The following is a 15,261-nucleotide window of genomic DNA, read 5'->3' as shown; positions in this document are numbered from 1 at the left end:
TGGCGCGAGGCACGCGCCACCGAAATGCAGCCGAAAAGCTGCTTAAATTGTATAGCCGCCAGAATTATTGGCACATCAAGATCTCTCATTACTAACCTTGGTAGATTTCGCTCCATGCTTGCCTTCAGATCATAAGTTAAGGATGGCTTTAAACTTGAATATTTTTAGACTTACCGGCTAAGCTGCCATTAATTAAAGACTTAATCACGCTATAGGTATTATTATCAGTGACACCTAAAAATTTCCGTCCATCTGCAAAGTCGGCAACAAAGACAACGCCCCTTTCAGTATTTCCATTACGCACTGCGTGTAAAAATTTTAGCCCTCCCCCACAATTCAGCGATAGCCATCGCCACCCCATAACCCAAACTAACAAGTGAGAGCACTTAATCCAGTCAACTCTGTCAAAAACTCATAACACCCCACAACTATAAAAATATTTATCTAAATCTTTTGGTCTTTAAGACCATAAATTTTCCATTTTAACTTTACAAGAAAATTGACGCGAATAATGCGCCCCATGGTTTTGCGCACTATAGAAAGTTGTGTCAGGCATGGAGTAAAACAGCAAACTTCCTTTACCCAGAAGGTCACGACCAGCACCGAAGTCTGAAGCGCTGTTTTCTATAACTTCACCAGCAGTATCCAGCTTGTTGCAGTCAATTGGTGCAAATAACCTTGGAGGCAGCGACATCTGCAAAAAAGAAATAACCTCTTTTCATGCCAAACATATACGCTCGAAGCTCTTATAAAAATAAGGAAGGGGGCTGCTGGCAATCTGAAACTTACTAGCAAAGTAGCAATCCATTCTCCCATAGCCAAATTACTGTTTGTTTTTCTTGCGTTGCGAATGCCAAATGAAAGTGCTGCGCAGTGCTAGAACACAATAATAAATGCAAACCAATGATACTAGACTGTAAATAAGTGAGAGTATTAATGCGACCAAATCCTCGCCATCGTAACCGCGATCGAGCATATATAAAATCGGACGAGCTGAGGTATACATATGGAGCGCGAGAACCCCTATATATAACTTCCACATTAGGTAATACATGAGCAATAAAATGGCAGCAATGCGACTTCGAGCAAACAAAAATGCGGCCAGAATCAATTGCAAAGTCACGTCGATCAGCATGGGGAAGAAAACAAAATCCCAGCTGAACGATATAAAAATAGAGGCCAGCCAAAAATAAATGTAGCCGAAATTCAATAGCGTCATAATTGCAGACATCAAGGTGATTATCACTGCAACGCGAATAGCTTTATTGCAAGCGGCAACATCAGAGATCTGGAACAGCGAACCTAATGTCTCTTTTATCAGTATGCAAACATCCTTCAGATTAGTCAGTAATAAGCACAGAGATAGTCATGAACAGCATTGCTCGTGCGTTCGCCGCTTCTCGGCAGGAAAAAACAGCCCCCCCCTCAAACCCTGGAGAAATTTGAGAGGGCTAAGTATTGCGCCATGGAAGATGGAAGTTGTCCGCCCTGGGCCGAAGCACCCTCTATGACCTGTAAACGCCAATCTACAATGGCCCGGGCGAACACAGACACCTTAGCCAAGCATGGCGCTGAAGGACATAGAACAAATCTGAATCTCGGCATGAACAACATCTTGCGCGGGTGTCGCTACGTCACCGCCTGGACCAACCTTTTTACTGGGCTAGCGTCCCTGTCACGCCAGCTTCGCCGCTCATCGCCCGGGCAATCGGGGGCGGTGACGCGGGCAGCCTCACATTGAACTCAAGCGCAACGGCTATGTTCGGGCAGCTTTCCTAGTGGTTTCTGGACCTGTTAGCTTGGCAAGACGCATTAGTGCCGCCGCAGTTAGACCGACCACGCCGTTAGAGGATCCTTTGCTTTCAAGTAATACGGAAAGTTCGCAGTTTTAGTCACTGATGTTAATGGTGTGTTGAGCCATATGGCCGGATCGCTCAAAGAGAACCAGTTCTGCAACAGATGAATGCGCAGCGTGGTTTCCAGTGGATAAGGTTTTCGGCCGCCGCTGGACTTCGGGTAGAATGGCTCAATTAGCCCCAGCAAGCCACTCCAGGGCAAGACCTGATCCATTTCGCAGAGGAAGCGTCGCGGTGTGTCTGCTTGCGCTTGCCGGCGTATTCAAAGTCGGAAAAGGTAATCTGGCTCATGGGCGGCTCGGATCAGGAAGTCAGGCGTATTTCAGCACATCTGCGAACTTGTTCGGAGAAACCTTAGGAAGTGCCATGAGCAATCAGCGTTATCCCGAAGAATTCAAAATCCAGGCGGTCAACCAGCCACCAAAAAACAACTTCCCGCCTCTGAGGTGGCTGCGCGATTGTGCGTGTCCGCTCACAGCCTTTATGCCCGGATTAAGCACTACACCAAGCTCTAGGAGCAGCGCGCTGAGGGGAGGACCAGAGCGATGAGGTTCGTCGCTCCGTGCTGAGCTGAAGCGGGCGACAGAAGAACGAGACATCTTAAAAAACCGCCTCCCCGGCACTCCGCGGCCTACTGAACAATGGTCGCTGGCTTTTTGGAGCCTAAGTCCCCGTCAAAAAACTCGACCCAAGGGAAGCTACGGACCCGTTAGTGGTGGCAAGTTCCGTGACCCCGCTTAGGAAGGTGAGCGTAACAGCGTTGCAGCTTGCCGTGCGGTAGCGGTAAGTTGACTGGAATTTCTCTAAGTTTTTTCATATATATGCGGTCAACAAAAATCGTTGTTGCCATCGATATAGTAAAAAAGTGTGCTGACTACAAAGTCGCTGCACCTCAAGCCTTTCCAGCCCCAATTCACATCCTCCAATATAAAATAGTCAAGCACCACTGGTTTTTTGCATCACGAATACCACCTTCAGCACTAGAGAATCATTAAGATTAATTAGCCATTAAAAGCGAGGTCGAAAAATACACTCTCATTAATCAGAAAAGACATACTGCCCGTTAATTTTTCTAGGAAAAAACATATTAAAATCAGGAAACAACTTGGTTTTAACATAGAAATATAGTAGAACAAGCTAAACCCCACCCCTAAATCAATAAAATTCGCAATAGGATGCAACATCAATCCTTCAAAAATCCGTAACAGACCACAAATACCAAGAACGACGGTTAGCATGTAAATTGCTGCAATACATCTATAAATGCCAATAGCAAGTAACACTGGAAAAATTGCAGCCCAGCAAGCCACTACCAAAGCAAAAATAATATTTACTGGCGCTGTTAACATGAACGCTATAATAGCGCGGGCAGCACCATATAGAATCATGAGCACTGCAGCGATTATGGCTTTACGCCGATGCAACATTAACATCTGCGGAGTCGCATGTGCGGAGAGTATGCTCGCGAGAGTTCTATCACTAAGCCCTAATCCAGAAAGTTGCGCGAAAATTTCAGCCTTTGGCATTCCAGCGCGAATCATTTCGGTAGCTTTTAACTTGATATCTTTATTTTTCATTGGAGCAGGAACACCACAAAAATAAGATCTATTAATAGTAGGCTTTAAGCGGCCACATAGGTATCCGCCTAAACTAAGTGAGTGATTTTAATATAAAAACATCTCCCGACAAAGCACGAATACCTGACAAGTACGATATACAGAAAAATAATCAAGCGCTGGCCTTGGTGCATGCCAGGTGAGCTGGATGAACACCATTCCAGTGCGGCCGCCGCCGCTTGTTCATTCTCTGGATAATTCCTGCATAGCCAGGTTTTCGGCAAAAGCTGACTACGCTCGCTAGCCCGGAGGCTTGCACAAATATCTAGGGATGCTCCGATCAACCTGCCGCAAGATGGCGGCAAGTCGAAAACCCTCCGACACACATCGCTATTTTCAAAAAAACGACTTGCGCATAGCAGCTTGGTGGGCTGTTCCGTCCGGTTCTCCGTGTTAACCTCGCAACCTGCCCATACCCATCAGCTGTTTTCGAGCCATCCACAGGTTTGACGGCGCGAACAGCATCGTCAACTGAGCTGTGTTTTTCATCAGCCCGCGAAAGCGCACTTTCACGTAACCAAACTGCCGCTTGATCACCCGAAATGGATGCTCAACCTTGGCCCAAGTATGCGCTTTGCAGTAGTCGATCTTGCGCTTGGCCTTGTAGATCAGGCTGCGCTTATTCCACTTGGAATAGGTGCTGCGTCGTGCGGCGAACTGATTCGCTCCCATGATTGGAAGTGACCAACTCAAAGACTTCGCCCCAAGCTAGCTGCGAGATCAATCGATAACCCCCTTCCCCCTACCGAGTTGGCGCGCCACTTATAACGCCTGCCTGGCTCACGGCATGGCGTGCCCATCCTGTAAGCTCAAGCCTTTCTAAACCGGTTTATTTCGCCGACGGCGCTGCCATTGGTCGGACAACGATTGAGGAATGAGCATTTCGTGCTTGCCTTGCATCAAACGCCAAAAACTTTATGGATGATTTTCAAAACTCGGCGTAAGGCTTGAGAAATTTCGAGTATTCTCAAGCCCTATTGATGTATATGCTTTAGCATATCTAATAGAGCTTACTGCAAATAGTTAACTTTCCAGCAACATCAAAGTCGAAACCGTCATCCATTCAAGACAAAGAGAGAGAAAAGAATGTCCTTTAGTTATAATCGCTGGTATTTTATTTGTAGCCTATTTTTAATCAGCGGGCTGGCATTGCTCGCGACGCTTGGAAAGAATCTTGGCTTCATTCGCAGCTTCGGCGGTGATATATTAGCGGTAATTTGGCTATATTGCTTGTTTCGCAGCCTAATTTCGGCGCCTGTATTACCGGTGGCGAGTGCCGCACTAAGCTGTGGATTTCTGGTTGAGCTAGGCCAGTACTTTGCAGCAACGCAAAACTGGCAGATTAGTAGTCATTTTTTGCGCATCGTCGCTGGGAGTACGCCTGATTGGCTTGACGTTCTTGCCTATTGCACTGGCTTTATATTTATTATTGTGATTCGCGGACTCCTGTTACTACCCTTTTTTTCAAAGCGTTCTGTAGACATGCCCAAGGACACGCCGCAAAAATAACCAACCGCCCCCACCCTTGACACTCTGAGCATTCCAGCCCCTCTCCGTGAGCCTTGTTATGCACGTGCAGAAGACCGACTCCGAACTCGAATACACCGGCCAGCAAAAGCAGACTCGTCGCAATCATTTCTTGACTGACCTTGAAATGCTGGCGCCTTGGGCGCAACTGGAAGCGCAAGTGGTTCCGTTCTATAGGACACCACAGGCAAGCACGGGCGTCCTGCAATTGGGGTGTCATGCATAGCGCATGAATGTCCTGCAGCAGTATTTCGGTTTCTCCGATGACGGGTACCAAGGATACCGTCTACGACAGCTAGGCCATTCGTGGTCTCACCGATGAGCTTCGGCAGATCCCTGAAGGGGTGCACCCAACCTTCCGATATCCACCTGACGGACGACAAACTCATCTCAACCAGCACTTGGTCGACAGACTGAAAGCAGCACCGCCAGCGATTGCCCTGGCGATGGGCGTGACAGGGGCGCTCGCCCAGTAACAGCAGTAGGTCATTGCTGTGACGTAGTGGCACGCGCGCGGGATGATATCGATGCCAAGATTGGGATTTGTTCTATGTCTTTCAGCGCTGCACATGATTAACCTACCTGTGTTCGCCCGGGTCGTTGTGGATTGGCGCTTCCAAGTCATAGAGGGGCTTCGGCTCAGGGCGGACAACTTCCATCTTCCATAGCGCAATACTTAGTCCCCTTCAAATTGCTCCAAGAATTTGAAGGGGACTTTTTTGCCTGCCGAGAAGCTGCGAACGCACTAGAAAGCAGTTGACGACTATCTCCGCGCTTATTACTGGCTAATCAGTAGGATGTTTGCATGCCGATAAAAAACACACTGTCCTCTCTGTTCCAAATTTCTGATGTTACCGCTTGTAAGAAAGCAATTCGCGCCGCAGTCATAATTACATTATTTTCTGCCTGCCTTTCAGCAACTGCCGGCCTTTTTCTAGTTTTGATTGATGACGGACATAAATTTAGCTGCTGGAATGATTGTTATAAACTTACCTTACCCACTGATGTAGTCTTTCAATTAATTCTAGCTGTTTTTTTGATTAGACGAAGTCGCACTGCAGCAATCTTACTGGTTGTTTATTATTTTCAGTGGAAATTAATAATTTTGGGGTTAATTTTTTCTATCGTCCCCCCAGGCGCGTCAACTCTAGACATTGTAGCTACGATGCATTATGGATTTTTATTTGCGGTAATATCGTTATTACTCGGTCAGCTCTTGGTATCATTGGCATGCCTTTATTATTACATTCTGGCATTGCGCGCCACGTTCATCTGGCATTCGCGATATAAAATAGACAAACAATAATTTAACAAGTGGACGATGTTAGATGTACATGTGTCGTTCCAAGCATCGTTATAGCTGGCTTAGCGCTCTATGAATGGGAGTGGTTGTTAATCTATATGTGTTCATGCACCTTGTTCGTCCAGTACAACGGCAGCAGCGTCTGCTTGGAGATGGGCAACCTCAAATAGGAGGGAAAGACATCGCCGTTGTTCACGAAGAGTCCCGAAATCGCTATGTACGGCGCCTTGCTCAAATTGTGGAGCTGAATGTTCATAAATTGATGTTCATGAGAGACAGCTCTCTATGGGGCCGCCCCTTTTTGGCCGCTGCAGCGCGTACAGATTGAACGCGCTTGTCTCATTCATGCTGGACCGACTCAGCTCACCCCGGGGGGATTGAACCCGCCTGCTCTTGATACCCTTTGCACAGTTTCTCCGCGATCAGCTTTTCCGCTTCACGCAAAGCGCGTTCGGGGCTGTCGAGGGACTTGATCAGGGTCTGGCCCTTGGTGCCGATTCGGCCGAAGTTCACCACCACCTCCGCCTCCGTGACGCCGATACGCCAGAACTTGTTGGAGTTACCTTCACCAAAGGTGAACTCGCGCATCGTGGTCGCTGCTTCAGTGGTTGGCGGCGGCTCGACCTCAACCGTTTCCGGTTCCACTGCCTGTACCGGTTCTGGCAGCGCGGATGCCTCTTCCCCCCGTAGCAGCGCTTCGATACGATTCAGCACTTCTTGCGGGTCCCGCTGCCAGTCATGGCTGAGCACGTCGATGATTTTCCAGCCGAAACTGCGCAGCACGGTCGGGCGAAAGATATAACGCTCGCGCACGTTAACTGCGGCCGCCGTATCGCCGTCCAGCAGCACGCCAAGGCTGAAGTGTTCACCGCTGGCGTCACTGATCGCCAGGTCGCAGCGGAACTGCGAACGACCGACGTATTCCTGCACCGTATGCCCGCGATTGCGCAATGCGGCGGCGAGAGCGCCGCGCAGGCTGTCCTTGGGCAGGCTGACGGCAAAGGACTGTTTGGCGCCTGGGTTGAGGTTGGCGAGGATGCCTTGGGAGTGCGGCGCGTCCCCACTGGCGCTGGCCTGGGCGAACTGCAGGAAAGCGCGCAGGGCAGCGGCACCGTCGTTGTGGGTGTTGGTGATGGCCTCTGCCTCAATGCTGGAGACGATCGCCATGCGCTTGCGCGCGCGACTGAAGATCACATTCAGGCGTTTTTCCCCACCGCGCTGGTTGATCGGGCCGAAATTCATCAGCATCTTGCCGTTCGGCCCTGGCGCGTAACAGATGCTCAGGATGATCACATCGCGTTCATCACCCTGGACGTTCTCCAGGTTCTTGACGAACAGGCCATTGAACTGCCCGGCGTCTTCACGCACGTACTCGCGCTCAAGACGTGTGGCAAAGGCCGAGTCGCTGGCGGCCAAGTCCTCCAGGGCCTGCTCGATAGCGCCTTGTTGGGCCTCGGAGAAGGCCACGATACCCAGACTCAGGCCGGTCTCGCGTTGCAGCAGCTCGCGCACTAGGTTAGCGATGTACCGCGCTTCGGCCAGGTTACTGCGGCTGAGGTAGACGCCGTCGCTCATCTTCAAAAAGCTGATCGGGCTGTCGAGCAGGGTGTCGGCGCCTTGAGTCACTGCCTGGGCATCCGTGGAGTCCAGGGCGACATGGTCCGGCGCAGGGCGCTCGATACGACGATCGGGAATGGTGATCAGCCGCCCTTCGTAGAACGCCGCGTTGGAAAAGCTGATCAACGCTTCATGACGGCTGCGGTAGTGCCAGGCCAGCAGGGTCGCCGGCAAATTCCGCGCGGCCTGACTCAGCAGGCTGTCGGCATTGAGGTTGATCGCAATCTGTTCGCCGTCTTCCATGGCAATCAGTTCGTTATCGTCCTGGTCGCCTGCGCTGGAGAAGAAGTTCGTCGGTGGTAATTGCATCTCGTCGCCCACCACGATCACCTGCTGCGCCCGGCTCAAGGCCGGTACCGCTTCTTCGCTGGGAATCTGGCTGGCCTCGTCGAAAATAACCACGTCGAATAGGTCCGGGGTCAGTGGCAGGGTGTCGGACACCGACAGCGGGCTCATCAACCAGATGGGCTTGAGATCGTTGATCACCCGACCACTGTCGCCACTCGCCATTTCGCGGATGGAGCGATAGCGCATGGTCTTGCCCAGCTCGTGCTCCAGTTCGCGGCGGCCCTTGGCGTAGGCTTTCTTGAACTCACGGGCCTGGGCGTCCAGCTGGGTCACCGACATTGCCGATTGCTTCACATGCTCCAGAAAGCGCTGGTGCAACGTGGCACTGAGCACATGCGCGTTGTGCTTGAGCAAGCTGCTTTCAGCCCCGCTGACCTGGCGTGCTACCAGGCTCAAAGCCGGGCCGTCGAAGCGTGCCAATTGCGGATTGGCGCGATACAGGCGGTTGAGGTTTTCCTGGGCAATCAACCCGTCCAGCGCACGTTGCGCCAGGGCGTGCTGTTGCACGGCCAACAGGCAGACGGGATCGGCTTGGTGCAGCTCATTGAGCAGCGGCAGGCTGTCGGGCAGTTCGTCGAGTTCTTCACGCAGGTCGCGCAAGTATTCGGCCAACGCTCCCAGGCTTTGCGCCGGTTCGAACACACAATGTTGCGCAACTAACTCGGCCAGACGCGCGATTGGCTGATGCAGGCTGGCTTCCTGGCGCACACCAGACAGGGCGTTCGGGTTACCACAAAGGTCTTCGACCCACTTGCGCAATAGCGGTGACGCGCTAAGTTGCTGGAGCAAGGCGTGCAGGTTTTGCACGAACAGGTTGATATCCTGAATACCGTAGTGACCTTGCAGGCGCTGCTGCTCGGCCTGCAACTCGGCGGTGGCGCGGTGTTCGCCAGCCAGGTTGTCGAGCACGCTGCGGTAGCTGGGGCGTATCGCGTGCTGGCTGATGTCATAGCGCCGTTGCAGTTCACCACGCAGTCGCCACCAGGACGGTTGTAGCCAACGCAGCAGCGAGCCTTCCAGACGTTGCACTAGGTTCTGGGCAGCTTGGGTGTCTTGGGGCGCAAGTTTGTCGCGCCAGTGACGGTTGGTTTCGCCGGCGTTGTGTTGCTGCACGGTCAGCGTCTGCAACACCGCCTGTTCGGCGTGCAGCGCCTGGGAACCCGCTGAACCCGGCTCCAGCAGGTCGAGGTGCGATGCCAGGTTGGCGCCCATCAGTTGCTCGGCTGCCTGGGTCAGCACGCGCGCATCCACCAGATTGGTATCACTGGACAGCAGGCTCGGAGATGACTCCAAAATCTGCTCGACACTGTCCATCAGCCCGCTGGTTTCATCCAGGAATGCCTTGAGCTGGCCATAGGCATGTTCATGGGTAATGAGACTTGAGGCCAGGTGGCTGAAAGGGTGGCGCGCAAAACTGTCGAGGCCGAAGCGTTCGTTGATCGCCTGATACACGCGGCCGGTCAGTTCACTCTGGGCCTGCCAGTGACGCCATTCGGGCAACCGTTCCAGGACTTCGGGTGGCAGCTTTGCATTCACGGCTGGCAGTTCGATCAGGTGACGGACCAGTTCGCGTACCGAGCAAGCCAGAGTCTCCGGCACCCCAGCCATGGCCTGCTCAAAGCGCTCGATCAGGCCCAACTGTTGGCTCAAAGTAGCCTGCGCGGCGTTGCGCCGGGCTTGCAGCTGCGGCAATTGGGTATCGCCGCTGATCCAGCGCTCATAACACTCGCGCAGGTTGCCCACGAAGGCTTTCTTGTCGGTCTGGGAGTCGTGAATCAGGCAGCACAACTCGCCCAGTTCACTCTGTTGCAGGCGATGGAATACCACATCCAGTGCCGCGCGCTTTTCGCAGACAAACAGCACCCGCAGGCCACGACCGGCGTAATCGGCAATCAGGTTGGTGATGGTCTGGGATTTTCCGGTGCCCGGCGGCCCCTGAATGATGAAGTTGCGCCCGGTGCGGGCCAGGCTGACGGCGGCATTTTGCGTAGCGTCGCCAGCCACCACGTTCCATTGTTCGGGCAGCGGGATCGGGTCCGGGGCCTGAACTTCGGCGTCCCGCGGCTCGATGGAGAACATCCGGTCAAACGCTTCGTTCTGGGCCGGTTCGTCGATCAATTGCGCGTAATCGCGCACAAGCGACATCTTGCGATAGTTGAAGTTGGCCAAGGTGACCTGGGTCAGGTCGATGTCCCAGGCGTAGCGATGCCCCTGATTCTGAGGCATGGCGAAGGCGCTGTTTTCGGTGCTGCTGGCGACCATGTGCGGATGTTGATTGCGCAGCACGGGTTTGGCGCCCACTGCCAGGCGCAGTGGCAACTCACTGGGCAGTACCTTTTGCTGGAACAGTTGCAGGCCCAGCGGACGGTAATCCTCGCGGTCGTAGCTGAAGTCCGGCTTCACCAAGGGCATGGCCGAACGTTGACGGGCGCGGCGGCGCTGGAAGTGGTGCAGATGCTGCACAGCCTTCTGGTGGATCAGTTCAATTTGCGGCTTGCTTTGCAGGCGTAGCTCTACGCCGGGTTCGGTCAGTTTGATCTGCCGCGCAATTTCGGCGTGGATTTCTTCCAGGGAGGTCTTTTGCAGGTCGACGGTTTCCGGCACCTGGATATCGTAGAGCTGACGCAACTGATGACGCAGTACCGGGTTGAATTCGGCCCCGGTTTCATCGCACTGCAACATGAACTGGTCGCGCACACCTTTTTTGCGGCTCAGCTCCACCGGCAGCCACAGCAGCGGGGTGACGATGCGTTCTTCCGGTGTGTCCTTGAGGTTGTGCCAGCGCATGAACGCCACCACCAGCCGCAGGTTACTGAAGCCGAACTCATCGCCGTCGCGGCGGGTTTCCTGGATGATGCGTTCCAGGGACGACTGCAGCCAGGTCTGGTCTTCAAACCGCAGCCATTGCTGCAGGCCAACGGGCTTGCCGCTCAAAACCTGCTCGGAAAAACCACCGAAGGTCGGCTGCCAAGTGCACAACGCTTCGGGGCGGATGCTTTCAATACGCATCACCAGCGGAACGCTGGCCACGGTCAGGTTGACGTTGGCTTGGGTCGGCCGGAAGTACAGCAGACGATTACGACGCGACAGGTCGAACAATCGGTTACGCAGGTGCTCCAGCACCACGGTGCGCCGCGACGCCGGGCCTTCGGCCTGGGCCAATACACGCTCGACATCCAGGCTGGCCGGCTGCTCGCGCCAGGATTCCAGACGCCGTGCCAGCGAGCCGATATCCGTGGCGCGCTCATGGCGGTTAAGCTCGGTCATCTCGACGATCAGATTGGCCAGCACCGGGTTGAGTCGGCCATTCAATTGGAACAGGTTACGCCGGTGTCGGGCGAACGTCTTGAGGTCGTTGATATCGGCAAAGTCCAAGCCGCAGGCCAGGCACGCCAGCAACTGGCCGAGTTGGAAAATATCGGTGATTTCGTCGTGATGCCCGAGACAATGCTCCCAACTGTGCAAGTCCGTGAGGAACACTGGGTGGTCGATTGCCTGGTGCGGGTCTTCCTGGACTTGCAGGTCGGTAATGGCCACGCCACTTTCCGAGTCCCGGGTCAGGCGGACCTTGCCGACGATATTCAGCGCCGACTCCGGATTGGGCTGCACCTGCTTGATCGCCTCCAGCGCTAGGCGCGGCGGCACGCCCTCGGGGTTGCGCAGCTGCAGGGTGCGCTCTGGTCCCTGCAGCACATCAAGGTAACTGAGCTGGGCAACACGCCCCAGTTCATGCAGTTGCGCGACGTGACGCAGCAGCGGTAGTGCCAAGAACAACACATCGTCGATGGGCAAGGCAGCGCCGTCGTGGCTCTGCAGCAATTGTGTGAACGTGACGGGTTGGGTTATTGGGTCCATGTATCGACCTCCGCTTTAAGCGCGCGAACGATCGGGTCGAGCTCACGTTTCGGGAATTTGATATCGCGCTTTAGCACGTTGATAAAGTCGTCGGCGCTGCCGAGTTTCTGTGCGGTGCGCGCGGCATGCAGCAAGGCTTCATCGCGCAGGTCGCGGTCCGCCAGGCACAGGTCGAGCATGATGAAGTGCAGGTATTCGTGGATGCTGGCGTCGATACGCTCGGCATTCAAGGTGCTCAGGTCAAGGGGTGTTTCTTTGTCATTCCAGTCAGGAAAGAAGCCACGCACTTGATTGAGCACAACCTCCGACTGCAACACCGCTGCGCCGATAAAACTGGCAATAAAGCCACGGGTGAGGGCGGTGAGGTCAACCTGGTCGGTCACATCCAGGCGATTGAGCGATAACGGCCCGCGTAGACGGCGGTGCAGCCAGGCATCCGTATCCGGCACCTGCCGCCACCAACTGTCCACGGCCTGGGAACGCAGAAACGTCTCCGGATGCGAGACACCTTTAGACAGTTGCGCATCCTTGCCGTCCAACTCGCTGGCCTGCCGCAAATAGGTGGCAGCATCGACGCTGTGAATCCCGGTGTGCACCTTAACCAGTGAGGTAATCGACGCCTCTGGCCCGCCCGCCACCAGGGCCGCGCCTCTGTCTGCGTAGATTTCTGTGTGCAGGCTGTATAAACGTGCGGTCTGTTCCAGGCTCGGCGGCGTATGCACATCGGCCAAGGCGTGGCTGAGGACCCGTTCGGCCATCAGGAAGTCCCCGTCGTGTTCCGACCACAAACGATAATGGGCCAGCTCATGCCCCAGCAGCGCGAGCAATTCCTGGGCGTCGAGACGTTCAAGAATCGGCCCGTAAAACACTACATGCACTTCACCCGCCAGGTAATACAGGCTCGCGTTCATCGCGCCGTCGCCTGCCTGGTATAGCGTGGCGGGGGCCTGAATATCCAGGCGCTGCAACGCAGTCGCGCAGGCCAGATAGGCCTGCGGGTGGGTCTCGGGACTCAAGCGATAGGTGTCGCGCAGTAACTGTGCACGCACGTCCTGAGCATGTTCCTGCTGAACGTCCAGGGACGAGGCCCAATTCCACACGGCGGGCTCGCTGGTTTTCAGGTAATCGATCACCTGCTGGTGGTAGGGCAGTGGCGTCAGACTGCTGATGCCCAGTGCGGGGGTACTCATCGTTCAAACGTCCTTGAGGATACGGCTCCATAAGCTGCGCCTGGGCAGCAGAGACTGGGCTGGCATCCCGGTGTCAGTGATCGGCAATAAACGCGGAGCATATCCGTCTCGCATGACTGCTGCACGGCGCAAGGGATTAATCCCATCGTGCAGGGTGTCTATAGTTGAAACGCACGCGCAGCGGCCCTTGGAGCCGTGCGCAACCCAGCCGAAGATTGAGGTGACCCGAATGAACAGCGAATCCACGCCGGACAGGACCCGTACCGACCAAATCGACGCCGAGTACTTTGAATACAGCAAAGCGGCCAATCCGATCAGCGCGAACTTGATCACACGGATTCCCTATCAGAGCTTCCCGGCCTCGCTGTATGACAGCGGCCCCTCCAGGGTGGTGCCACTGGACCTCAGCGAAGCCTTGGGCTGCGAAGGCCCGGCGACTGGCCCTGGGCTGTGCGCGAACTTCATTCGGCTCAACGCCGGCGGGAGCTATCAGGAGTCTAGCCTGTTCATGTCGCACCACAAGTTCAGTAGAAAAAAGGCAGCGAAGAACATAGGCAATCAAAGGAACTGATCGAAATTCGGTTGTTTATATTCCGCATGCCAAATGATTGTGCCACGCAATACGATAAAACAACAAAGTAAATACGCCGAAGACACACCGACATAACCTACCCAAGGCAACACAGAGATTAAAATATTTTGGCCTGACAGATCTATAGCCGACTTCACGACTGCAGTTAAGAAATCCGCATTAAACAAAAAATGAAAGCGCATCAGCTTTATCACAATATAATGAATCGGAAGCAACATTGCGGCAATACGGCTTTTCTTAAAAACCAACACAACCAAAATCAACTCTATTGCACAATCAATTATTGAGCACGCGGCGAAGACCCCTAAATCAAGAAAGCGGTAAATATCATATAAAGACCCCTTCATTTGACCTGCTAGATTAGAAAATGCTCCAACAGCAAAAATGATAGGAACAACAATAGACACCAATATTATGCCCCCTCCAACATTTATCGCACCCTCACACGAGTTTCGATCTGAGGCTAAAAGCAACGAATAAATAAATTCTTTTTTACTAAACATGCTTAAATCTGCCACTTAGCAAAGATTACAATTTGGTAAAAACCAACAAACACCGATGCACCTCATAAATTGCTTCGCCGTAAAATTTTTACCTTGGCGACACCAAACAATTAAAAAATCATATCCCTGCTAGTTCTCGAATTAGTCTTTTTCGGGTGATCCTCACTCAATTACCTCCAAACTAGATCCCCTACAATGGTTTGCTGACCACCACGGCACCTACACTCGCACGAAAGACAACTATATCCTATAAAAAGGAGAGCTGAGGTTAGCAATAATTTCATTTTGAAAGTTCGTTCAATCCGCGCACAGAGCCCTAGCTTAGTAAATTCCAACTAGGTCAATCCGGGCTAAGACAGCGAATTTAATTGATCGCAACACCCAAATATATAGTACAAATCCCAACCTCATACAAATTTGACTTATCTAAAGACTCCTATTTTTCCGCACTGGCCGGATACATACTTCATCAGGCAAGTCATCTGGGGCGACTGGTTTCGCACCAAGCTGGCTCCCGCATGTAATTAGGTACTGCTTAATCTAAGCCAGGACTCTACGAACAACAAACGAATGAAAGACTGGGTATTGCATGAGGAATTCGCCGAAAATTATTACTGCACGCGTACGTATAAAAGCCAGTATGATATGTAGCCGAGCCTCACATCCGGGACAGAATGCTTGAGTCTAATGAATGATTCAATGGTATTTCCCATTGCTGGCTTGCTGTTTCACGCCGACTCGCTTTCCGGGCCAGTTTTAATACAAACACGACCGCCCCTCATTACATGTCTAATATTGGAAATCCAATGCATCGAAAGAGTGCGCTCGATTAAACTAAATTATCCCCTGACATC

The 15,261-nt window shown here is 53.2% G+C and carries 6 protein-coding genes and 5 pseudogenes; 5 read left to right on the top strand and 6 right to left on the bottom strand.

Annotated features, from left to right (window positions below; all coding sequences use genetic code 11):
- Positions 1 to 1,920: 1,920 nt before the first annotated feature.
- Positions 1,921 to 2,147, bottom strand: a pseudogene (locus ACEN83_RS08770) (transposase); the annotation flags it as partial.
- A gap of 75 nt (positions 2,148 to 2,222) precedes the next feature.
- On the opposite strand from ACEN83_RS08770, the pseudogene ACEN83_RS08765 reads away from it, so the two are divergent.
- Positions 2,223 to 2,462: pseudogene (locus ACEN83_RS08765) on the top strand (transposase); the annotation flags it as partial.
- Between the two features lie 395 nt (positions 2,463 to 2,857).
- Here the strand turns inward: ACEN83_RS08765 and ACEN83_RS08760 are convergent.
- On the bottom strand, positions 2,858 to 3,433 hold the full coding sequence (locus tag ACEN83_RS08760) for a hypothetical protein (RefSeq protein ID WP_495580025.1): 576 nt from the start codon (positions 3,431 to 3,433) through the stop codon (positions 2,858 to 2,860).
- Between the two features lie 432 nt (positions 3,434 to 3,865).
- Positions 3,866 to 4,132, bottom strand: a pseudogene (locus ACEN83_RS08755) (transposase); the annotation flags it as partial.
- Between the two features lie 426 nt (positions 4,133 to 4,558).
- On the opposite strand from ACEN83_RS08755, the gene ACEN83_RS08750 reads away from it, so the two are divergent.
- From ACEN83_RS08750 to ACEN83_RS08740, 3 genes and pseudogenes are all read left to right on the top strand, one after another.
- Positions 4,559 to 4,981 (top strand): ribosomal maturation YjgA family protein, encoded by a 423-nt coding sequence (locus ACEN83_RS08750; protein WP_495580024.1) that lies wholly within the window; start codon positions 4,559 to 4,561, stop codon positions 4,979 to 4,981.
- Positions 4,982 to 5,045: 64 nt separating this feature from the next.
- Positions 5,046 to 5,295, top strand: a pseudogene (locus ACEN83_RS08745) (transposase); the annotation flags it as partial.
- 509 nt (positions 5,296 to 5,804) lie between these two features.
- Positions 5,805 to 6,305, top strand: coding sequence for a hypothetical protein (locus tag ACEN83_RS08740; protein WP_495580023.1), 501 nt, complete (start codon positions 5,805 to 5,807; stop codon positions 6,303 to 6,305).
- A 360-nt stretch (positions 6,306 to 6,665) separates the two neighbouring features.
- Here the strand turns inward: ACEN83_RS08740 and ACEN83_RS08735 are convergent, their stop codons facing one another.
- A complete protein-coding gene (locus ACEN83_RS08735; RefSeq protein WP_495580022.1) occupies positions 6,666 to 12,122 on the bottom strand; it encodes a WGR domain-containing protein in 5,457 nt (1,818 codons plus the stop codon).
- Positions 12,110 to 13,312, bottom strand: a complete 1,203-nt coding sequence (locus tag ACEN83_RS08730; protein ID WP_495580021.1) for a M48 family metalloprotease — start codon at positions 13,310 to 13,312, stop codon at positions 12,110 to 12,112. The genes ACEN83_RS08735 and ACEN83_RS08730 overlap by 13 nt, the downstream gene beginning before the upstream one ends.
- Before the next feature lie 229 nt (positions 13,313 to 13,541).
- Between ACEN83_RS08730 and ACEN83_RS08725 the strand changes: the two are divergent.
- Positions 13,542 to 13,793 (top strand): annotated as a pseudogene (locus ACEN83_RS08725) (cupin); the annotation flags it as partial.
- Positions 13,794 to 13,870: 77 nt separating this feature from the next.
- On the opposite strand, the gene ACEN83_RS08720 reads toward ACEN83_RS08725, so the two are convergent.
- Positions 13,871 to 14,407 carry a hypothetical protein gene (locus tag ACEN83_RS08720; protein WP_495580020.1) on the bottom strand — a complete coding sequence of 179 codons (537 nt, stop codon included), beginning with the start codon at positions 14,405 to 14,407 and terminating at the stop codon, positions 13,871 to 13,873.
- Positions 14,408 to 15,261: the final 854 nt, after the last annotated feature.

It is taken from the genome of Pseudomonas sp. Pseusp49, assembly GCF_059491875.1.
This window is presented reverse-complemented; position numbering and strand designations above follow the sequence as displayed.